Origin of the sequence: Pontibacter kalidii, from assembly GCF_026278245.1 — a bacterium.
Lineage (GTDB): Bacteria > Bacteroidota > Bacteroidia > Cytophagales > Hymenobacteraceae > Pontibacter > Pontibacter kalidii.
Map to the genome: position 1 here is coordinate 87,645 of NZ_CP111079.1, position 21,622 is coordinate 109,266.

A 21,622-nucleotide genomic window follows, 5' to 3' on the forward strand; every position below is an offset into this window, starting at 1 on the left:
AAGAGCGGACAGATAGGCCCTTGCATTCCGTATACAACTGTAAAGGAAACCTAACCCAGCCAATGGAGCAGAATTTTATACATTACAAGAACAGCCTGGGCCGGCGTTACTGCACAATCAGGTACCTGGAAAACAATAAAGCACTATCGATTATCTGGAAAGGCACCGCCACCGGAGAAAGTATAAAAGAGGTGGAGGATGGAATACGGGAGTTTATCGGAAGGCATGATTGCCGCGCCGTTATAATCGATGTACAGGATTTCTTTGATGCTTCTACCGAATTCCTGACAGACATAATAAAATATGATTGGATTAAAAAAGCGGGGAGCAACTCGGATATTCGGCTTATAGCCAATGTAGTAAGCCCAGGGGCCACAATACCAAGAGCAACTCCTGAAAGTGTCCATGGCCCGGAGATAAGGTTCTTTTATCATAAATTGGAAGCCGTGGAGTGGGTTAACAACAATATTTTAAAAGGCTGAAGCGGGACAGGTGTAGAATTAGCAGACCCTGGCCGCGCTCAAATACTGAAGGAATTAGGTATCCAGTTCCTTCGCCTTTAAAGATGTTTGCCAGCAGTTGGAGGCAGTGCCTGAGGAAATAAAAGCTTACTTTAGTAAGAACATGTAGTGACGTGCAATACAGTTCAAAGTAGTAAGTAAAAACTCCCCTCCTTAGACAAGGAGGGGGTAAATAGCTTTCTAACTCCCCAACGCTCTAAATCCAATCACCTTCCCTTAAACTCCGGCTTGCGTTTCTCTACAAAGGCATTCATGCCTTCGGTCTGGTCTTCGGAGGCGAAGCAGAGGTAGAAGTTCTTGCGTTCAAAGTATAGGCCTTCGTCCAGGTTGGTTTCGAAGGAGCGGTTCACGGCTTCCTTGGCGAGTTTTGCCGCTACCGGTGACATCTGCGCTACTTCCGAGGCCAGTTTAAAGGCCTCTTCCAGGTACAGCTCCACCGGCACCACACGGTTTACCAACCCATGCTTCTCTGCTTCGTCGGCGCTCATGAACTTTCCGGTCAGCACCATTTCCATGGCTTTGGCCTTGCCGATGGCTTTTGTCAGGCGCTGCGTGCCTCCGGCTCCCGGCATCACCCCGATCTTGATCTCCGGCTGGCCGAACTGCGCCGTTTCCGAGGCCACGATCATATCGCAGGTCATGGCCAGTTCGCAGCCGCCGCCCAGTGCGAAACCGGATACGGCAGCAATGATTGGTTTCTTCGTCTTGCGGATCTGGTCCCAGGTAGAGAACTGGTCGATGTTGAGCATGTCGATGGCGGTTTTGCCGGCCATTTGTTTAATGTCAGCGCCGGCGGCAAAGGCGCGTTCGTTACCGGTGATGATGATGGCCCGCACGGCATCGTCCTCATCCAGCGCTTTCAGGGCATCGCGCAACTCGCCCATCAGCTGCAGGTTCAGGGCGTTCAGCTCTTTAGGTCTGTTTAATTGGATAAGCGCCACGTGCGGCTGCGCCTGCGGGGTTACAAGTATAAATTCCATAGTTTAGATAAGTTTCGGTTAATGACGTATGAAGTTAGCTTTTTGCTGCAAGTATGGAAACGAGCAAAGTATAAACTACCGGCTCACGATCTGGAAGGTAGTACGCGTGCGTTGCTCCAGCAGCACCTCCCTGCCCTCTGAGATGCGCTTTATACTTTCTGCATTGTAGTTCTTGATGGTATACAGCTGCAGGTTGGTGTTGTAGTGGATTACGAACTGGTCCTGCAGCGTCTGTATCAGCCGCTGCAGGCGCTCCTGGTTGTAATCGGTGCAGATGGAGAAGGAGATAGCCGAGTTTTGCATCAGGTTGATCTTAATCCGCAGTTCCGAGAGCGCGTTAAAGATCGTGCCCAGGTTCTTCTCCGAGATAAAGGTAAAATCCTTCACCCCAAACGACACCAGGCACTGCTTCTCTTTGATAATGTAAGCCGGTGCAATCACCTCAAAGCGGCAGTCGCAGATTTTAGTGCCTTCGCCCTCCGGGTTCAGGAAAGACTTCACATAGAGCGGTATCTTTTTATTGGCCAGCGGTTTTATGGTTTTGGGATGGATCACAGAGGCGCCGTAATAGGCCATCTCCACCGTTTCCTGGTAAGATATCTCCGGGTAGCGCACGGTATCCGCAAAATATTTGGGGTCAGCGTTGAGCAGACCTTCCACATCCTTCCAGATGTACATGCTGTCGGCATCGAGGCAGAAGGCAAAGATGGCGGCGCTAAAATCGGAGCCCTCGCGGCCCAGGGTAGTGGTGAGGCCGTTGTTGGTGCCCCCCAGGAAGCCCTGCGTTACCACCAGTCCTTGCTGCAACAGGTGGGGCACGTCGCGGCGGATCAGGCGCTCGGTCCAGGCCCAGTCTACCTTGCCCTCGCGCCAGTTAGTATCGGTTTGGATATACTTCCGGCTGTCTATCAGGGTGTTATAAATATCCTGCTCCGCCAGAAAATAATGCAGTATGGCCGACGAAAAAAGTTCGCCAAAACTGACAGTTTGATCGTATACCCTATCAAAATTGTCGTTCGGGGTGATTCCCTTTAGCTGATCGTGCAGTAGCTCGAACAAATGCTCCAGCCGCTGAAAGGCCGGGTGCTCCTGATCTACCAACAGTTCGCGCAGCACCTGCAGGTGATAATCCTTCAGGCTTGCTAACTCAGAAGAGAAGCTTTGCTGCCGGTAAGCCAGGTGCAGCAGCGCCTCCAAGGCATTGGTGGTCTTGCCCATAGCCGACACCACCACCAGCAGCTGGCCCTCATGGCCCTGCGTTTTAAGGATGCGGGCCAGGTTCCGGAACGATCCGGCGCTTTTTACAGAGGCGCCGCCAAATTTGTATACTTTAATCCTTTCTATACTCATACACGGTAAAATTAGGCATCATTCGGAATATAGCCTAAAAATGATATTTTTGTAATAAATTTAAAGCTATAGGTAAAAATCATCTTTATGAATGACAAACTCGGACTGCCTGTAGGCACAACGCTGGACAGGTTTATCATGAGAAAGCAAGAGGACTTCCCGTTCGCTACCGGGGAGCTGTCTCAGTTGCTTCGCGACATTGCCCTGGCGGCGAAGATCGTGAACCGCGAAATTAACCGCGCGGGCCTGCTGGATGTCACCGGCGCCTACGGTCAGCAGAACGTGCAGGGCGAGGACCAGCAGAAGCTGGACGTGATCGCAAACATCCGCTTTATACGTGCCTTGCGCAACGGCGGCGAAGTGTGCACCATCATTTCGGAGGAGGAAGACGAGGCGATCCAGACGGGCAATACCCGCGGCAAGTACATCGTTGCCATCGATCCGCTGGACGGCTCTTCCAACATCGATGTGAACGTGTCCATCGGCACGATCTTCTCGATCTACCGCCGCACCTCCGACCAAGGCTGCGACGGCACCATGGAAGATTGCCTGCAGCCGGGCGTGCGCCAGGTAGGGGCGGGTTACATCATCTACGGCTCCTCCACCATGCTGGTGTATACCACAGGCGCAGGCGTAAACGGCTTCACCTACGACCCGACGCTGGGCGAGTTCTTCCTCTCGCACCCGAACATCTGCACGCCAAAAACGGGTAAGATCTACTCCATCAACGAGGGTACCTACAACTTTTTCCCGGAAGGGGTGAAGCAGTATGTACAGTATTGCAAGGACAACGAGTACTCGGCGCGCTATATTGGCTCGCTGGTGGGCGATTTCCACCGAAACCTGCTCAAGGGCGGCATTTACATCTACCCCTCCACTACTAAAGTGCCCAAGGGCAAGCTGCGCCTGATGTATGAGTGCAACGCGCTGGCGTTTATTGTGGAACAGGCCGGCGGAAAGGCTACCGACGGCTCGCAGCGCATCATGGAGCTGGTGCCAACAGAACTGCACCAACGCTGCCCGCTGTTTATCGGCTCGCCCGAGATGGTAGACAAGGCGGAGGAATTCCTGAAGGCCGAAGTGGCCGTAAACTAACCCAACCCATCCCAACACATCTGGAATTAGTAATCAACAACAGCATCACAAAGGCAGCGGGCGGAAAGCTCTCTGCCTTTCTTGCTTTTAGCGGCTGCTGTACCTTAGCCTGGTTTCGGCTTTCTGGATCTCCCGCTTGAGTATAAGGCGGGCAATGCGGGTGGCAATGATCTCCTCGTCGGCATCCACCATGGCCTGTTTTACCTTTTGCTCGTCCACGTCAATACGGTAGAGGATGTGCAACAGGCGGCTGAAGTCGTTGCGGAGGAGCTGCTGCACGAGGTGAGCCAGCTTAAACTCCAGCGCCTCCAGGTTGGTAGAGGGCAAGTTATCCACCTCAAAAATGCGCTGCAGGTGGTTGGTGGTGCCCGTAAGTATGGCAGGTGAGTACGGCATCAGGCAAAGGTACGTATACTTTAGAAAATGCTGCTGAAACTATAAATAGCTGAAAGCGGCAATGTTTATACTTTATACTTTGATTAGGGTATAAAGTATACTTTTATGCCTCCCCCGCTTATGCGTTATAGCCCACGTTGCGATTACCCCGTCCCCACCCCGAGGGGAGCTATCAAGGATTCTGGACGAAAGGCTATTTGCCAAAGGACAGAGTATAAAAGCACTTATGCTTCTCATGCTTATACTTGTGGCAACGCTAAAGCTGCAGCTACTGAATCTGATCCCAGTCTTTCCGTTGAGCGCCTTGTAAATTTACGGTGCCGAGCCGGAGGCGAGGCAGCCCGAGGTACGAGGGCAGGAAATGTACACAGCGCGATGCGGGAAGACGAGGCCTCCCGGCCTGGAGGGAGCCAAAGTATGAAATGCAACAGTAGGTATGTAAGTCTGGAGGATCCGGGAGCTACAAAGTATAGCTTGGCTCAAGTTGCGGAAAGCGGCGGCTAGGGAAGTATAAATCAAGTATACAGTATGCCCTACGCGGATTAGGAAATCCGTAGCAGAGAAGGTTCCGGACAGGGATGTCCGGAACAGCGAAAGGGAGCCGGTCGAGTTGAAAACCCAACGAATAAAAAGACACGGGCTGCAAGCCCGCGCCAGCAGAAGTATGGGCAAAGTACAGCTCAAGTATAAAGTAGACGCTCCTATGCTTCCATACTTCAGGCTATGTATAAGCCGGCTGAAACAAAAAGCCCTCCGTTGGGGAGGGCTTTTATATTTATGCTTCCTTCTCGGATTTCTTCTTGGAAGGCTTTTTCTCGGCAGGGGCTTTTTCCTCAGCCTCTGGTTTTTCTGTTGCCTTTTTTGATTCAGGTTTAGCTGCCTCAGTAAAGCCAACGTGTTGTCGCACGATGGCGTACCAGGTCGCCAGCTTTTTCATGTCCGACACGTATACGCGGTCCTCGTCGTAGTTTGGCAGCACGCTGGCCATAAACTCCTTGTAGTCTTCGTTTCCGGGCTTATCGCTCAGCGGCAGGCTCTCGCCATACTTTTCGTTTACGCGGTCAAACACTTCTGCAAGCGGCACGGTGCCCTCCCCGTCAGTAGTATAGATAGAGATCTCGTCGAGCAGCGACATGCGGTGGCGCGCCTGCGCTACCATGGTCTTAGGGTTCTCCTCCAGGCTCTCCAAAATCACACCGGTGCGTGTAGGCTTTACTACACGGTACAGGCCACTCTGGCCAGAAACTGCTGCAACTTGTCTTAAATCAATAGGCATAGGTAGTATGTCTGTTTCGTTTATAATTTAAATACGATTGGGATGCTGGCATCCACGCCAAAGCCGGGCGCCTTAAACTTAAGCAGCCTGGCCACGCGCAGCGCCTCCTCGCCAGTGCCTGCACCGGCATTGCGCAATACTTTAAAATTAGACGTGGACCCATCCGGGTTCACAGTGAAGCTGATGATGCAGTCGCCCTGCACGCGGTTGCGCTTGGCCAGCATCGGGTACTGCAGCTCCTTATAGATGGCTTTGTACATGGCCTCCTGGCCTCCCTCATAGAAGTCTGCCACAGGAATGGGCTTGTCAGGTACCCAAACGTTTTCCTCTTTAGAGGCCTGAGCCGTTGCCTTGCTGCCGCTTTGGGCACTCGCCGTAACTGCCAGCATGGCAAATAAAATAAACAAAAATGAAATTCTGGTTCTCATAAGGGTAAACATTTAAAATTTTCTACATCACGGGGCCTGCCGCCTCTCCAGTTAAATGTTAACCTTGGTTCGCTCAGTGCTGATTCTGCACCTGCGCGTTCACCTCGTCTATAAAGGTAAGGATCTCGTCGCGGCCAATCTGCTTTTCTGAGGAAGTGCGGAACATCTGGGGCAGTTCATCCCATGTTTCACGCAGTTTACGCTTCCACGCGGCTATGGTTGAGTCTGTCTTGATGGACGACTGCTTGTCGAGTTTGGTGAACACGATAACAAACGGCACGCCCATGTTGCCGAGCTGGTGGATGAACTCCACGTCTGGGGCCATCGGGTCGTGGCGGCTGTCTATCAGCACAAATACGCAGGTCAGGTTTTCCCGCTTCTGCAGGTAATAGTTGATCATACGGCGCCATTCCTCGCGCGAGCTCTTGCTCACTTTGGCGTAGCCGTAGCCGGGCAAATCCACCAGGTACCACTCATCATTAATAAGGAAGTGGTTGATGAGTTGGGTTTTGCCTGGCTGCCCCGATGTTTTGGCAAGCTTCTTCTGCTCGGTAAGCATGTTGATGAGCGACGATTTGCCCACATTGGAGCGCCCGATAAAGGCGTACTCTGGCTTATCGGGGGTAGGGCAGGCCTCCACCTTTGTGTTACTCATCAAGAATTTAGCTTCCTTAATAACCATGCTATAACGTTTTGTGGTTCTGGTAAGTGAGGTCCCTCGCTGTTTTTAGCAGGAGAGGCACCCCTCAGGCCCCCGTTTCTAAGGGAGGCGCAACGTATAAACCCCAAAGGTAGCGAATAAATTCTCCACGGCTGGCGGCGTTTATGGCCGCCTTACCTGTAACGCAGAAACCGGCAGAAAATTTTCGGAGCGCGCCGGCCTTGCTCATACTTGTATAGGAACTACCCTGTGAAAAGTTGTCTGATTAGTGGAAAAAATATCGCTTGTTAATATAATATATTATATATATTTGCTGTCGATTCAATTTCGTGTGAGTAACTTTATACCTACGCCTCCTTTGCTGGCAGGCAGCCCGAAAAGCCCGCTTACTCTTTTCGGAGATCCAATACGTACACAGTTCAGAAAGTTTTATAGGGATATATGTGTTTAACATATACTAAATTTTATATATCTCGTATAGATGCAGGATTAGCTATGCCGACTGTAGAGGCTGCATCATGATCCGAAAGTATTTACCATCACCCAAACATTTAGGAAAGTATAACAAACCCTTTATCACATGAATTATTTAGCCAAATCGTTCTCGCGGGTTTCTCTGCTGCTTGCCATGGTATGCCTTTTGGCTGCCACTGCATCGGCACAAAGCACCAGGAAACAAATGCGAACCGCCAACAAATTTTTTAAGAAGGAAAATTACCGCGCGGCGCTGCCTTACTATGACCAGGTGCTGGCTGCGGACCCTAACAATGCCAAGGCCCTGTACTTTGCAGGCATCAGCTACCTGACCTTCGACAAGGAGAAGTCGGCTGATTACCTGTACCGCGCTGCAGAGCTGAACCCGAAAGTGGACAAAGAGCTGGAGTACTGGCTGGGCCGTACCGACCACATTAACTACCGCTTCGACAGCGCCATCGAGCACTTCCAGAACTACCAGAAAACCATCAAACCCCGAAACGTAGAGCGTAAGGAGGAAGTGGCGCAGCTGATCCAGTACGCTAAGAACGCCAAGCGCGAGGTAGCAAACCCTAAGGACGTGTTTGTGAAGAACCTGGGTGGTGACGTAAACACGGCATTCTCGGAGCACAGCCCGGTTATTTCGTCAGACTACAACTACCTGCTGTTCACCTCCCGCGCGGAGGGAGCCACCGGTGGTAAGGCAGCCGAGGATGGCGAGTACTTCGAGGATATCTTTGAGACCAACCGTACTGGCGTGGACTCTTGGGAGAAACCGCGCATTGTGCCAGGTGCCCTGAACAGCCCCGGCCACGATGCCTCTATCCAACTGTTCGACAACGATACAAAGCTGCTGCTCTACCAATCGGTTAACAACGGCGACATTATGGTGTCTGAGCGCCAGCCCGACGGAAGCTGGGGCACACCGAAGAGCATCAGCGACAAAGTAAACACCCGCGACTTTGAGTCTGACGCCTACATCACGCCAGACGGAACCACGCTGTTCTTCTCCACCAGCCACTACTCTGAGAACGGTGACCTGGACCTGTATATGGTGCAGCGCGACAAAGGCGGCAACTGGGGCAACCCCAAGAGCCTGGGCAGAACGATTAACTCCCGTTTCGACGAGGACAGCCCCTACCTGTCGGCTGACGGTACCCTGTTCTTCGCCTCGCGTGGACACAACAGCATGGGTGGCTACGATATCTTCGCTTCCAAGTATGACTCGGTGGCACGCCGCTGGGCCCGTCCGGAAAACCTGGGCTCCCCGATCAACACGCCGGATGATGACACCTACTACCGTTTGGCGCCGGACGGAAGCTACGCTTACCTGTCGTCTTACCGCATTGGTGGCTACGGAGAGAAGGATATCTACACCATCAACTACATCAAAAACGCGGATGTGAAAGGCCGTGTGCTGGTGCAGGGCGACAGCACCCTGACACTGCCAGGCGTGGAACTGATCTTCAACGGTCAGCAGGCGGATAACCGCCCGATCTCTTACCGCGATGTGAGCAAGCCGGACTCCGCTACCTATAACGTGAACGTGCTGTCTGGCCGTAACTACCAGGTGCAGCTCTCTCTGGACGGCGAGGTGCTGGAGACGCAGGAGTTTGAAGTGCCGGTTGTACTCGACGATACGACGACGATCAGAAAAGACTTCTTCGTGACTTTGGATGACACGACGGCTGCCCGTATCGCGCGACTTGCGCCGGACGCGGCTGTGGGTGATTTCCAGATGGAAAACATCTACTTCGCTACAGACAAGTATGACCTGCGCCCGGAGGCAATCCAGGAGCTGGACAGAATTGCTGAGATCATGAAGGCAAACCCAACGCTGAACATCAGCATCGAAGGCCACACCGACTCACGTGCCAGCGACTCTTACAACATGACACTGGGCCAGAACCGTGCTGACGCCGCTTTCGATTACCTGGTGGGCAAGGACATCTCGGCTAAGCGTATGGTAACGGTAAGCTACGGCGAGAGCAGACCAGCTGTGCCGAACACATCGGCTGACAACATGCAGCTGAACCGCAGAACGATCTTCCGTGTGCTGAAGCGTGAGGAGATTCAGCAGGGACAGGAAGTGCAGTAAACTGAAAGCATGGCCTTCGCGCCAGCAGAACTATACTCCAGAAGCAGGCCGGCACATGCCCGGCCTGCTTTTTTTATATTTCGGAACATAATCTGCGGAATATAGTTTTAGGTACAGTATTTTTGCCCTGTTACAATCATTTTATCCTAACCCATGGCGGTAGTACCTTATAAAGACCAGAACGAGAACAAGAAGTCGCAGGTGGCCACGATGTTTAACAACATTGCCGGCAAGTATGATTTCCTGAACCACTTTTTGAGCGCTGGCATCGATATTATCTGGAGAAAGAAGGCCGTAAGCCTGCTGGCTCCCCAAAAGCCAAAGCAGGTGCTGGACATTGCCACCGGTACTGCCGACTTTGCCATTGAGACCCTGCGCCTGAACCCGGATAAAATCACGGGCGTGGACATCTCGGAGGGCATGCTGGCCGTAGGACGGGAGAAGCTGGCCAAGAAGGGCCTCACCGATAAGATTGAGCTGAAGTATGGCGACTCGGAGAACCTGCCGTTTGCCGATAATACGTTTGATGCCATTACGGTGGCCTTTGGCGTGCGCAACTTTGAGAACCTGGAGAAGGGCCTCTCGGAGATGTACCGCGTGCTGAAGCCGGGCGGAATGGCCGTGGTGCTGGAGTTCTCCATGCCGCGCGCCTTCCCGATGAAGCAGCTCTATCAATTTTATTTCAAGAATATACTACCAGCGGTAGGTAAACTCGTTTCTAAGGATACTGCTGCCTATACGTACCTGCCCGAGTCGGTGCAGGCGTTCCCGGACGGGCAGCGTTTTTTAGACATCTATCAAAAAGTCGGATTTAGGACCACGAAATGGCATTCACTCACATTTGGCATAAGCTCGATCTACACAGGCAAAAAATAACCTTTTGCGGCCTGTTTATACTTGGTCTGCTGCTATGCGGCACAGCCCAGGCCCAGCAAAAAGTAAACGCCCTGAACAAGCCCGGCTACGACGAGCGGCCCGTGCACTACGGTTTTTACCTGTCCCTGCCGCTCACCAAGTATAACGTGCATCACTCGCAGGAGTATGTTGACCGTATTGCGCAAGGTAGTGATGAAGCCATCAACCCCAAAAACTCCCTGGGCTTTTATACCGGTCTAGTGCTGAACGTGCGCCTGGCCGATTACCTGGATGCCCGCTTTGTGCCGGGGGTAGGGTTTTACAGCCGTACCCTAGAGTTTACCCGGGTGCCTACTGTTGAGGAAACGGAGGACGTCATGTTTGAGACGATCAGCAACACCATGATCGAGTTGCCGGTGCTGCTGAAGTATAAGTCCAAGCGCCGCTCCAACTACAGGCCTTACATCGTGGCAGGCGTTAAACCGGGTATCGATTTAGGAAAAGGTACTAATGGTGCTAAGGTTGATAATAACCTGGAGGTGGAGAAGTTTGACCTCGCGCTGGAGTATGGCATCGGCGTCGATATCTTTTACCCCTACTTTAAGTTTGCCCCGGAGCTGCGTTTCTCGCACGGCCTGATGAACCAGCATAAGCTTTTGTCAAATAGTACCTACAGCCGTTCTATCGACAAGCTGACCCATCACAACGTATCACTCATACTTTTCTTTGAATAAGAAATGACCAGGATTGCATTAGTTACCGGGGCCACCTCAGGCATCGGGCTTGCCACTGCCATAGAGTTGGCGCAAAAAGGATACCGCATCATCGCAACGGGTCGCCGTGAGGAACGCCTGCAGGAGCTGCAGCAAAAGCTGGGTACTGACAAAGTATACCCGCTGGTGTTCGACGTGCGCGACAGGGAGGCGGTGCTGGAGGCCGTTGCTTCGTTGCCGGATGCGTGGCGGAAGGTGGAGGTGCTGGTGAACAATGCCGGAAACGCCCATGGCCTGGCGCCGGTACAGGATGGCTCTTTGGAAGACTGGGACGCCATGATAGACATTAACGTAAAAGGGCTGCTGTACGTGACCAAAGCTGTGCTGCCGCTGCTGCAGGAGCAGGGCAGCGGCCATATTGTCAACATCGGCTCTATTGCCGGCAAGGAAGTGTATCCGAACGGTAACGTGTACTGCGCCTCCAAGCATGCTGTGGATGCCCTATCTAAGGCGATGCGCATGGACCTGGTGCAGTATGGCATTAAGGTATCAGAGATAAACCCGGGGCTGGTAGAGACGGAGTTCTCGGAGGTCCGCTTTAAGGGAGACGTTGAGCGCGCTGCCTCGGTGTACAAGGGTTTCGAGCCGCTGCAGGCCCAGGATATTGCCGAGTTGATCGCTTTTATCGTGACGCGCCCTGCGCATGTGAATTTGGCGGAGGTGCTGGTGCTGCCTGCTGCCCAGGCTTCATCTACCATTGTGGTGAAAGAGCAGTAAGCTGGCAAAGTATAAAGCAGAAGTCCCCGCCTCCCTGAAGTATAAAGTTCAGGGAGGCGGGGACTTCTGCTTTTACCCCTCTTTTTCGCCTACTGGTAGAAGTATTGCTTAAAACCCCTCCCGGTCGAAGGCGTGTACGCGTACGTCGCTGGTGCGCTTGTCTTTTGTTTCCGGGCCGGCCTCCAACTCCGTACCACGTACAGTGTCGTACACGCGGGTTTTCTTCCCCCAGCCGCCAACTCTGGACTTATCCGTTATCTCATCTTCCCCACGGCCACCCACAATCTTTACCTTGATGCTTTTCCTGACCTCTCCGCTAACCTCAAACTTATCGTCTTCAGCCAGACCATGCAGGGTGATCAGCTTTGTTTCCGGGCGCTTAAAGATGCGGTGGTACGTCACCATATCATCAGACTTGCGGCGCACGGTTACCTCTGTTTCCTCGTCGTTCAGGCGCTTCACCTCAAATTTGTCCTCCTCGTCGGTGCCTATTACTAATACTTCCTTTGCCAGAATTTCATAGAATTTAGCAGCCGCCTCGCGCAGCTGATTCCGGCGGCTGATGAGCTTCTCGCTCGTGCGCTCCCCCTCCAACTCATAGATAGCCTCCGGGAACTGGCGCACCGCCTGCGCTATTACCTCGTCGGTTATACTTTGCTGCAGCGCCACGGCCAGCGAGTCGAACTGCTCACGGGTGACTTTAGAGAGCGCCCGCTGGTCTATAAACTGCGAGTTAATGGTAAGGGCATATACATCCTCAAAGTCTTCATCAAACGACTCGAACTTACGGATAGCCCAGTTGCGGCTGAAGATCCAGGGGATGATGCCGTCCTGGAACCGGTAAAAGGCGTTGTCGCGGTCTTTGGGAATGGGGCGGTAGTAGTGGTTGCCGCCGCGCTCGAACTCTGCCCATTCCCACTGCCCCTCGTGGCGATCCCAGTCGTTGATGAGCAAGTCGAATAGGCGCGCCTTGGCGAAGGCTGTCTGGTCTATGAAATGATCGTCCTCTCCGAACCGATGATTTAGCATTTTGCCGCTGCCCACTATGTCGCTGGGGTTGCCAGTGATCTCGTCCACCATGCGCTCGTCGGTATACTTTTCTTCCAGCATGTATACCTTGTTGCTGGCTACTTCCTCGTGCTCGCCAAAGTCGGCATCGTGGGGGCGCACATACACCAGCTGCGGCGCGGCGTGCGGAATGCCGGCTGCCCTGGCCATGGGCGGAAGGACCAGCGCACCGTACGGGTTAATGGCCGAGATCTGGTCGCGGAGGATGTTTACCACAAAGGTCTTGCGCCATACGTTGGGCAGCACTTCAGAGGGCTCCTTGTCGAGGGAGCGGAGGGCATACGTCTTATTGTTGGGGCCGACCATGGTAAAGCTGGTTGTCTGGAAACCGCCGCCGAGCTTCTCCACCTTCAGGCCGCCCCAGGTGGTATCCATCTCGAACACCGGCACGGTAACGGGAGCACTCCAGAGCGGGCGGTGGTGCTGTCCCCAGAACAGGCGGTGCAGGAAACCGCGCTTATAATGCGCGCCTGCTTTAACCGTCACGCTGTCTGTGGCCTTAGGGTCGGTTTTCAGGCGTTGGTATACTTCAGCATCTACTACCGGGGTTTCGGCATAGAAGTTCTTCCTGGCACAGCCAGCCGAAGTGATTAAGATAAGGGCAAGAATAACCTGCCTCCAATATGGTTTCATACAGATGTAGATTCTGTTTAGTAGCTTATTTAACGTAAAACGACAGTAATGTTTTCATGTGAACGGAGGTCATGCTTTAGGCAAGGGACGAAATAAAGCAGTGAAGGTAATTTGGAGTATGTTTATACTCCAAACAGGCCAAATACGATTTATGTTATGGGAAAGTATAGAGGTGCGCTTGGTCCGACTCCAGGAAACCCGATACAGATTCAGTGCTTTAGGTGGATTGTTGTCTAAACAAATATTGTGGAGAATTAGAGAAATACTCCTACCTTTGCTCGCTTTTAAAAATATAGCTTTGCAAAGATATATTGTTTTCTTCCTGCTGATACTTGCCTCCCTGGTGAGCCACGCGCAAACCCGTATTTCGGGACAGGTAACGGATGCCGCGACGGGCGAGGCCCTTCCTTTTGTGGGCATCTTCGTTAAGAATTCCTCTATTGGTACTTCCACGGATGTGGAGGGCAAGTATAGCATCCGTCTATCCACCACGCCCGACTCCCTGACGGCTGCCTTTGTGGGATACCTGCCGCTCACGCTGCCGGTGCAGAAGGGGGTGGCCGTGCAGACGCTGGACTTTAAGCTGCGCACCAACGCGCAGCAGCTGCAGGAGGTGGTGATCCGCCCCGGCGAAAACCCGGCCTGGCCCATCATGCGCCGCGTGATGGAAAACAAAAATGCCAACGATAAGCGCAAGCTTACCGCTTACCAATACGAGGCCTACACTAAAATGCAGTTCGATGTGGACAACGTGGGGCAGCAAAAAGGCAAGGGCGTCGTGGGCAAGGCCATCACCTCGCTGGTAGACTCGCAAATGTACCTGGCCGGCGAGGATGGCAAAAAGCTACTACCGTTCTTTATCTCCGAGTCCCTCTCTGATTTTTACTATACCCGCGACCCGAAGCGAAACAAGGAGATCATCAAAGCCACAAAGGTAACAGGCATAGGCCTGCAGGACGGTACGCTGGTCTCGCAGGTGATCGGCAGCAGCTACCAGGACTATAACTTCTACCAGAATTGGGTGAGCGTGCTGCAGAAGAACTTTATCAGCCCGATTGCCGACGGCTGGAAGGGCTACTACAACTACGAACTGGAGGACAGCACCTACATCGGCGACGACTGGTGCTACGAGCTAAGCTTTAAACAGAAGCGCCCGCAGGACCTGGCCTTTAACGGCCGCATGTGGGTTACGGCGGATGGCTACGCGCTGCGCAAGCTGGAGGCTACTGTCAGTAAATCAGCCAACATCAACTTTGTGGAGGGTATTGCCCTGAAGCAGGAGCTGCAGCAGGTGGGGGAGAAGGCCTGGATGCCGGCTGGCACGGAGGTGAAGATCAAGATCGTGGGCCTTACACCGAAGCGCCCGGGCATATTAGCCAAGGTGTATACTTCTTACCGGGATGTGGTGGTGAACCAGCCCGAGGAGACGACCTTCTTCGATAAGCCGGTGGAGCTACTGGCCGGGGCCGACAGGCAGGCAGCGGATTTCTGGGAGCAGCGCCGCCACGATACCCTCAGTGTAGCCGACCAGCAGGTATACGCCACCATCAACGCCCTCCGCGAAACGCCCAAAGTGAAGCGCTTTACAGAAGTGGTGACGGTGCTGGGTACCGGCTACAAGAGTTTTGGGAAGGTAAGTTGGGGGCCTTGGCCGTATACGTATGCTTACAACGACGTGGAGGGGCACCGCTTTCAGATGGGCGGCAAGACCAACATCAACTTCAGCAACAAACTGGAGCTGCGCGGGTATGCAGCCTACGGCACCGACGACCAGAAGTATAAATATAGCCTGGGCGGGCGCTATATCTTCAGCCGCAAGCGCTGGAGCGAAGTTGGGTTTACGCACTCGGAGGATCTGGGGCAGGTGGGGTTGATGTCAGATAAACTCGAGTCGAGCCCGTTCTTCCTGGGCTTTTCCAGGTTTGGGGAGCTACGCCGCCCGATCATGGTGCGCGAGACCAACTTATACCTGCAGCGCGACGTGCTGCGCGGCGTGACCGAGCGCATCAGCCTGCGCAAACGCTATTTTAACCCGCAGTACGATTTTGCCTACTACAAGAATGGGCCCGACAAGCCCGATGATATCTCCAGCAGTTTTACCTCCACGGAGGTAAGCTTCCTGACGCGCTACGCCAAAGATGAGGTGTACGTGGAGAACGACAACGAGCGCATCAGCCTGGGCAGCGGCAGTTATCCGGTGCTGAGCCTGAAGTATACGCTAGGGCTTAACAACGCCTTGGGCTCTACGGTGGATTACCAGCGCGTGGACCTGGGGGTGGAGCAGGAGTTCGTGATGGGCCGCCTGGGCAATGCGCTCTACAGGCTGGAGGCTGGCAGGATCTTCTCGCCGGTGCCGTACCCGCTGCTGGAGGTGCACACCGGCAACGAAACCCCCTTCTACTACGACGCCACCTATAACCTGATGGATTACTTTGAGTTCGCCAGCGATACCTATGCCGCGCTGCACTACGAGCAGTATTTCGAGGGGCTGCTGTTCAACCGGCTGCCGCTCATCAAGAAGCTCAAGTGGCGTGTTTTGGGCTCGGCCAACATCCTCTACGGCAGCCTCAGCCAAAGTAACCAGAACCTGATGCCGGAGCTAACACCCGCAGGTAATCGGCAGGAGTCGTTTAAGCAGCTGGGGCACACGCCCTACGTAGAGTTGGGCTATGGCATTGAGAACATCTTTAAAGTGCTTCGTGTGGATGCTTTCCACCGCCTCACCCACCTGGACGAGGGGACCCGGAAGTTTGGGCTCAAGTTCTCGGTGCAGTTTAAGCTGTAGAAGTATAAGTTAAAGTATAAAAAGGCCGGAGCCGCAAGTATAAACCTGCGGCTCCGGCCTTTTTGGCTAGTATAAGTATGACTCTCACAAATGGCCCTCGCTCGCCTCTGGCGGGTGTAAACAATCCCACGTCCTCTGGCCGCTGAAGTTTATACTTTCACGCCTATACTTTTATACTTATTATGTCACGTGGCGGGACGCCACCAAGTAATGCACACTCGCCAGAGGCGAGCGAGGGCAGCTGAGAAGGGATGATTGCTCTTTCGGATTTGCAATCTGAAAGTAACTACTATTGGGATTTGTAATCCCTTTCCAGTCCGTAGTTGGTTCACTGCGCTCGCAAAGTATAAAACCGGATTGCAAATCCTTATATGAAGTGCTTCCGGATTACAAATCCGGAAGAGCGAAGTATGAGCCGCTCTTAGTTTTGCATCGCCAGTTGAAAACTGGCCCCAGGAAAGCCACAAGATACAATCTTGCGGCAGGCAATAACTTAAGGGTAGTATAAGGTTATTTAAACGATCGCAACCTACTGCCTTACCACTTTCATCCTTCTTCTCTGCACTGGTTTTGGCTCCTGCTGTGGCTGACGGTAGTACCAGATCGCGAAGCCGGAGATGGAAAGTATGCCCGGCATCAACCCGAAAAAGGCATAGAGCAGCTGCACGAACAGCCCGGCAAAGTCGCCGAAGTGGATGGGGTGCAGCGAGGTGAGGAAGCGGTCGAGCCAGGGCTGGTCGCGGACAAAGTATGGCGCACCCAGCTCGCCGGTGGTATAGTCTGCCTGTAGCTTACTGTAGAACCTGCCGTAGTAGGAGGGGTCGGAGTGCAGGCGGCCCAGCAGCTGTATCTTCCCCTCCTCGTTAACCGGGAAGCGGAGGTAGGTGATCTCGAAATCAGGATATGCGGCGCGCGCCTCTGCCAAAGCCGCATCTACGGAGGCGGTTATCTCCGGCACGGCTACTTCTTTCGGGCCTCCCTTCAGGGCAGCATTTACCACCGTAATAGCCAGTGACAGACCGGTGACGCACATCAGCAGGTTAAACGCCAGCGCCCATACCCCCACCACGCGGTGCAGGCCGGAGAACATACTGCGGCGGCTGCTAAAGCTGATCTTCTGCCGGAAAGTGAGCACCTTTATAACAGACCGGCGGTAAAGTATAAACCCGGTGATGGTGAGGAAAAGCAGCGCCACGCCCACCAGCAGCACCACAATCTTACCCGGCGTGCCCGAGAGCAGGTTGTAGTGGATGTTGAGCACCACGTAAGAGAAACGATTGTGCGCCTGGCCCACCGTATGAAGTCTCTCGCCGGTCTCAGAGTGTACAAAGAGCCACCTGCGCAGCTGCCCCTGCCGCAGCTCATACAGCAGCGCCTCGTTGGGCGAGGCCGGAAGCGACGGCACGCGTATGTCCCAGCCCGGGTTTTCCGCCCTCACCCAGCCGATCGATTTATCCACCTGAAGCGACGAGGCGGGCCTTTCCAGCTGCGAGTGGCTGGCGAACATGGCCTCGTCGATGTCATCATCAAAAACAAGTATAACACCAGAAAGGCTGATAACCAGGATGAATATCCCGGCTATCAGTCCGCACCAATGGTGAATGGAAAATGTACGTTTTACGCGTCTCTTCAAAATATTACCACTTATAGGCAGCCCCCAACTGGAACCTGGCGCCGTTAGCTCTTGTAAAGTTGTCGTGGCGGCCGTACCAGTAGGCCTGCGGCAGGTAGTAGGCCTTGTCGAGCAGGTTCTCCACGCCCAGGTTCAGGCTCAGTTTCTCGGTGGCCTGGTAAGAGGCGGCCACGTTGAACACATTGAATGCCTCTACCGGTCCCTGACCGGAGGAATAGCCTCCTTTGGCGTTTGGCTCAAAGCGATCACGCTCGCCGGAGTAAACCCACTGCAGGTTCACGCTTAGGTTGTTTACCGGTGTCAGGTTGAGGTATGAGGTAAATTTGAAGGGCGGGATGCGCAGACTGGTTAGGTATTTGTCTTCGGTGTCGTTATACTCGCCGTTGTTGTTGATGTCGGCCTTGCCCTCGCTGTAAGAGGCATTGGCCCCCAGCGTGATCTTTTGAGAGATGAACAGGTCTACCAAAGCCTCAAAGCCTTCCACACGCTCGGGCGCACGCTCTATTTCGTATACACCGGCCTCGTTGGCAATCAGGTTGGCGCCCAGCTTGGAGGTGCTTATGTAGTAGGCGCCGCTGAAAGAGGCAATGCCGATCTGGCTGTGGAAACCGGCTTCGTAGTTGTTCACAATCACCGGCTCCAGGTCCATCTGCGAGATGAAGTCCTCCTTGGCGCTGCGTACATAACGGCCCACATCGATCATGGAGAACCCTTGTGAGTAGCTAATGAAGGGCTTGAAGTACTCTAGGGCAGAGTAGCGGAGGCCGGCATTAAAGGTACTGGCATTGAACTTCAGCTCGCCGCCCTGCACATAATCGCCGCCGGCGCCGCTGGCCAGCACCAACTGCTGGAAATCATCCACGTTGATAGACACGTTATCGAAACGGTAACCGGCCTTAAAGTTCAGGTGCTGCAGGATGTTGAGCTGCAACTGAGCGTAAGGCGCCAGGTTCTTCAGGTCCATTTCCGGTACCCAAGTGCGGCCGTCCACCAGTGGCTGTGAAGTAACGTCGTTCAGATAATCGGCACCATACACCACGCTGCCTTCTACATCACTGCTGATGCTAAAAGGTGTGTTCAGGTTCAGGCGCACCCCGTGTTTTGCTGATTTAATGGTAGACTGCCCGCCGCCCTCGAAGTAGGGCGTATAGCCGTAGACGGTATAAAAGTCTTGCAGGTAGGCGCTCAGCTCCATACTTGTGTTCAGGGAGAGATTCTTGCCGATGTAACGCAGCTGGGCGTTATGGTTATACTTGGTGCCCTCCGGCTCGCCCTGTACTTCGCCCTTTACGCCGATAGAAGGCGTCACGCCATATACGCCCTCCTGTAGCACGTAGTCAGAGTTCTGGCGGCTGCCGAAGTAGTTGTACATGGCTTCTACGCGGTGGTCGGAGCTGAAATTATAGCCCGCCTTGGCAAAGCCGTTGTACATCTTTGTCTCGCCCAGGCCATATACCGGGGAGATTACCTCACCCTCGCCGTCGCGCAGCACGCCGGTTTTCTCATAGGTGCCGCTGGCTACGTAGTCGAAGTTTTCAATCTTACCGGTAAACTGCTGGGAAATACGGCCGCCCAATGATTCATCCGGATGAAAGAGCATGCCGGTGCCGGTAAGTGAAGTATAGGCGCTAAACGGTTTGCTGGTGTTAGGTTGCTTGGTGATGTAGTTGATCAGGCCGCCGTCGGCCCCGTTGCCATACACGGCGGTGGCTCCCTTTACTATTTCCACACGCTCAATGGCGCTTGGGTCGATGGTGCGCACATCGCGGCTGCCGTTGCGCAAGGGCGTAGACTGCGGAATGCCGTCCACCATAACCAAGGCATTGCGGCCGCGCAGGGTTTGGCCTACGTTGCTGGTGGTGTTGCTGTTAAGCGCCAAGCCGGGCACGGTGTTGGCGAGTATGTTAGACAGGTCAGTGCTGATCTGCGACTGCACCTGCAGCGTGCGCGAATCCAGCACGTACACTGAGGCGGGGGTCTCGTCCAGCGTTTCCACCGTGCGGCTCGCCGACACCACTACTTCATCCAGAGAGCTGGTGCTGGGCTCTACCGTGAAGCTGAGGTTTAAGTTATCGCCGGCGTTAAGGGTTACCGGCTGGCGCACGGCCTTATAGCCCACGCCTCCCACGCGCAAAGTATAGGTGCCCGGTTTGATGTTGCTGATGGTGAACTCGCCGGCCGCATTGGTGTTTGTTCCGAGCACGGTGCCCTCCAGAGCTACCGTCAGCAGCTCCAGGGCCTGCCCTTTCGGTGAGGTTACCTTGCCGCTGATGCTGGCGTTTTGGCTTTGCGCCTGCCCAGCGGACAAAGCAAAAAGCCAGAGAATCAGGAGTAGATACTTTCGCATGTATAAGTAAATTTTATTTAGACTGATTATAGATAAGGCAAAAGTATATGCTAGGACTTTAACAGGCAAGACTTATTTAAATTAAATCTAAATAAGCGTGCCAACACCGGAGCCTAGGGCAGCCTGACAAACGAAAAGTGCCTGCCACAGGACTGTAGCAGGCACTTTCATTAGTATAGATTAAAGGGATGACAGCTCCTGGCCAGGACCTGCCGGTGTGGTTACAACTTCACGAACTCCACCCGCCGGTTATTTGATTTGGCCTCTGGGGTGCTGTTCTTGTCGAGCGGCCTCGACTCGCCGAGGCCTTTGGCAGCCAGCCTGTCTTCGGCTATGCCTTGCTCTACCAGGTATGATTTCACGGCCTCGGCCCGCTGCTGGCTCAGTTTCAGGTTGGTGTTCTCATCGCCGTCGCTGTCGGTGTGGCCCTCAACCGTAAACTTAAGCGATGGCTCGTCCTGCATCAGTTTGGCTATACTTGCCAGCGTGCCCACCGACTCCGGCCGGATAGTGGCCTGGTTCACGTCGAACTTAATGCCGTAGGTCACGATTTTGCCGTCGGTCATTACCTGGTCGTAGAGCTTTTTGCCTCCCTGAGCAATCATCACGTTTTTCACCATGGTGTTGGCGTCCACCCGCTTGTCCACCTCAATGCGCAGACCGGTGGGCTTGCCGTTCACGTTGGGTATGTTGATCAGGCGGTGCTCGTCAAGGTATACTTTCATGCTGCGCTTGTTAAACGAGATGGCCACGTGCCGCCACTGGTTCTTCACTTCCTTAGCCGCCAGTTCCTCCGACTCTGAGCCAAAGGTTTTAAGCTTTACTTGAGTTGCCCTTACATCAATAGGGTCCCAAAAATCACCATTGACCTCGGTGTTATAGCTTTTCATGTCATCCACCAGAAATATGTAATAGGCCACGTTGGGGTTATCGCTGTCGAAGAACACATCCATTTCTATGGTAAAGGTTTCCGGCAGCCACTGCTCCCCTTTCATCAGCGGGTGAATGCTGGTGCCTGACTGTACCAGGCTGATAACCTTTTCATCGCCCAGCACGGCTACTTCGGCATTGCCCTTGTTCAGGTCCCAGCGCGACGGAAACTCGCCCACTTCCTCGCCGGCCAAGTTATCGGAGAACATCACCTTATCGCCCGGCACGAAATCATACTTGGTCCAGGCCTTCATTCTGGTTTCCGGTGTTTTGGCAGCAGCACTACTGCCTCCGTCATCGGCTGCTACATCACCAGTGGCAGCTGTCTTCTTCTTTTTGCCGTCCAGCGACTCATCAATCGTCTTGTCGATCTTCTGATCCACTTTCTGGTTCAGCTTATTTTTGACCTTGTTGCCGATATCGAACTGGGCGTGAGAAGAGACGGAAAAAATGGCTACCAGGGCTGCCGTGCATCCGAGTGTTACTAATGTTTTTTTCATAGCTAAGAGGTAGAGTTGAAGGAGCAAATAAATACTATTTATGGTTATAATTATAATGTAAATAGAAATATTTATCTTAATGACCTTGTGTTTGTGTGAATA

General features: G+C 53.6%; 17 protein-coding genes. 7 read left to right on the top strand and 10 right to left on the bottom strand.

Annotated elements, in window-relative coordinates:
* Nucleotides 1-62: 62 nt before the first annotated feature.
* Nucleotides 63-482 carry a hypothetical protein gene (locus OH144_RS00390; RefSeq protein ID WP_266204314.1) on the top strand — a complete coding sequence of 140 codons (420 nt, stop codon included), beginning with the start codon at nucleotides 63-65 and terminating at the stop codon, nucleotides 480-482.
* Nucleotides 483-727: 245 nt separating this feature from the next.
* Here the strand turns inward: OH144_RS00390 and OH144_RS00395 are convergent, their stop codons facing one another.
* Together OH144_RS00395 and OH144_RS00400 are read right to left on the bottom strand one after the other, a co-directional pair.
* The gene (locus tag OH144_RS00395; protein WP_266204315.1) at nucleotides 728-1,501 is read right to left on the bottom strand and encodes an enoyl-CoA hydratase-related protein; all 774 of its coding nucleotides are present in this window, start codon (nucleotides 1,499-1,501) and stop codon (nucleotides 728-730) included.
* A gap of 75 nt (nucleotides 1,502-1,576) precedes the next feature.
* Entirely contained in the window at nucleotides 1,577-2,851 is a 1,275-nt protein-coding gene (locus tag OH144_RS00400; protein WP_266204316.1) for an aspartate kinase, read from the bottom strand.
* A gap of 87 nt (nucleotides 2,852-2,938) precedes the next feature.
* On the opposite strand from OH144_RS00400, the gene fbp reads away from it, so the two are divergent.
* Entirely contained in the window at nucleotides 2,939-3,946 is a 1,008-nt protein-coding gene (gene fbp, locus OH144_RS00405) for a class 1 fructose-bisphosphatase (protein WP_266204317.1), read from the top strand.
* Nucleotides 3,947-4,033: 87 nt separating this feature from the next.
* On the opposite strand, the gene OH144_RS00410 is transcribed toward fbp, so the two are convergent.
* The 4 genes from OH144_RS00410 to yihA form a co-directional block, all read right to left on the bottom strand.
* Nucleotides 4,034-4,342, bottom strand: coding sequence for a hypothetical protein (locus tag OH144_RS00410; RefSeq protein ID WP_266204318.1), 309 nt, complete (start codon nucleotides 4,340-4,342; stop codon nucleotides 4,034-4,036).
* Nucleotides 4,343-5,117: 775 nt separating this feature from the next.
* Nucleotides 5,118-5,618: a DUF5606 family protein gene (locus tag OH144_RS00415; protein WP_266204319.1), complete on the bottom strand. Its 501-nt coding sequence runs from the start codon at nucleotides 5,616-5,618 to the stop codon at nucleotides 5,118-5,120.
* 20 nt (nucleotides 5,619-5,638) lie between these two features.
* Complete coding sequence (locus OH144_RS00420) at nucleotides 5,639-6,046, bottom strand: energy transducer TonB (RefSeq protein ID WP_266204320.1); 408 nt, start codon at nucleotides 6,044-6,046, stop codon at nucleotides 5,639-5,641.
* 73 nt (nucleotides 6,047-6,119) lie between these two features.
* Nucleotides 6,120-6,728 carry a ribosome biogenesis GTP-binding protein YihA/YsxC gene (yihA, locus tag OH144_RS00425; RefSeq protein WP_266204321.1) on the bottom strand — a complete coding sequence of 203 codons (609 nt, stop codon included), beginning with the start codon at nucleotides 6,726-6,728 and terminating at the stop codon, nucleotides 6,120-6,122.
* A gap of 559 nt (nucleotides 6,729-7,287) precedes the next feature.
* Here yihA and OH144_RS00430 point away from each other — a divergent pair.
* The 4 genes from OH144_RS00430 to OH144_RS00445 all read left to right on the top strand — a co-directional run bounded on the left by OH144_RS00430 (nucleotide 7,288) and on the right by OH144_RS00445 (nucleotide 11,624).
* On the top strand, nucleotides 7,288-9,279 hold the full coding sequence (locus tag OH144_RS00430) for an OmpA family protein (RefSeq protein WP_266204322.1): 1,992 nt from the start codon (nucleotides 7,288-7,290) through the stop codon (nucleotides 9,277-9,279).
* Nucleotides 9,280-9,432: 153 nt separating this feature from the next.
* Nucleotides 9,433-10,155 (top strand): bifunctional demethylmenaquinone methyltransferase/2-methoxy-6-polyprenyl-1,4-benzoquinol methylase UbiE, encoded by a 723-nt coding sequence (ubiE, locus tag OH144_RS00435; RefSeq protein ID WP_266204323.1) that lies wholly within the window; start codon nucleotides 9,433-9,435, stop codon nucleotides 10,153-10,155.
* Nucleotides 10,104-10,868, top strand: coding sequence for a type IX secretion/gliding motility protein PorT/SprT (gene porT, locus OH144_RS00440; protein WP_266204324.1), 765 nt, complete (start codon nucleotides 10,104-10,106; stop codon nucleotides 10,866-10,868). Before ubiE ends, porT begins: the two co-directional genes overlap by 52 nt.
* Before the next feature lie 3 nt (nucleotides 10,869-10,871).
* The gene (locus tag OH144_RS00445) at nucleotides 10,872-11,624 is read left to right on the top strand and encodes an SDR family NAD(P)-dependent oxidoreductase (protein WP_266204325.1); all 753 of its coding nucleotides are present in this window, start codon (nucleotides 10,872-10,874) and stop codon (nucleotides 11,622-11,624) included.
* Nucleotides 11,625-11,732: 108 nt separating this feature from the next.
* Here OH144_RS00445 and OH144_RS00450 read toward each other — a convergent pair whose 3' ends face one another.
* Nucleotides 11,733-13,325, bottom strand: coding sequence for a hypothetical protein (locus OH144_RS00450; RefSeq protein ID WP_266204326.1), 1,593 nt, complete (start codon nucleotides 13,323-13,325; stop codon nucleotides 11,733-11,735).
* Between the two features lie 298 nt (nucleotides 13,326-13,623).
* Between OH144_RS00450 and OH144_RS00455 the strand changes: the two genes are divergently transcribed.
* Nucleotides 13,624-16,110 (top strand): DUF5686 and carboxypeptidase-like regulatory domain-containing protein, encoded by a 2,487-nt coding sequence (locus OH144_RS00455; RefSeq protein ID WP_266204327.1) that lies wholly within the window; start codon nucleotides 13,624-13,626, stop codon nucleotides 16,108-16,110.
* A gap of 529 nt (nucleotides 16,111-16,639) precedes the next feature.
* Here OH144_RS00455 and OH144_RS00460 read toward each other — a convergent pair.
* The 3 genes from OH144_RS00460 to OH144_RS00470 form a co-directional block, all read right to left on the bottom strand.
* A complete protein-coding gene (locus OH144_RS00460; protein WP_266204328.1) occupies nucleotides 16,640-17,743 on the bottom strand; it encodes a PepSY-associated TM helix domain-containing protein in 1,104 nt (367 codons plus the stop codon).
* A gap of 4 nt (nucleotides 17,744-17,747) precedes the next feature.
* A complete protein-coding gene (locus OH144_RS00465; RefSeq protein ID WP_266204329.1) occupies nucleotides 17,748-20,090 on the bottom strand; it encodes a TonB-dependent receptor in 2,343 nt (780 codons plus the stop codon).
* 221 nt (nucleotides 20,091-20,311) lie between these two features.
* Nucleotides 20,312-21,520 (bottom strand): OmpA family protein, encoded by a 1,209-nt coding sequence (locus tag OH144_RS00470; RefSeq protein WP_266204330.1) that lies wholly within the window; start codon nucleotides 21,518-21,520, stop codon nucleotides 20,312-20,314.
* Nucleotides 21,521-21,622 lie beyond the last annotated feature (102 nt).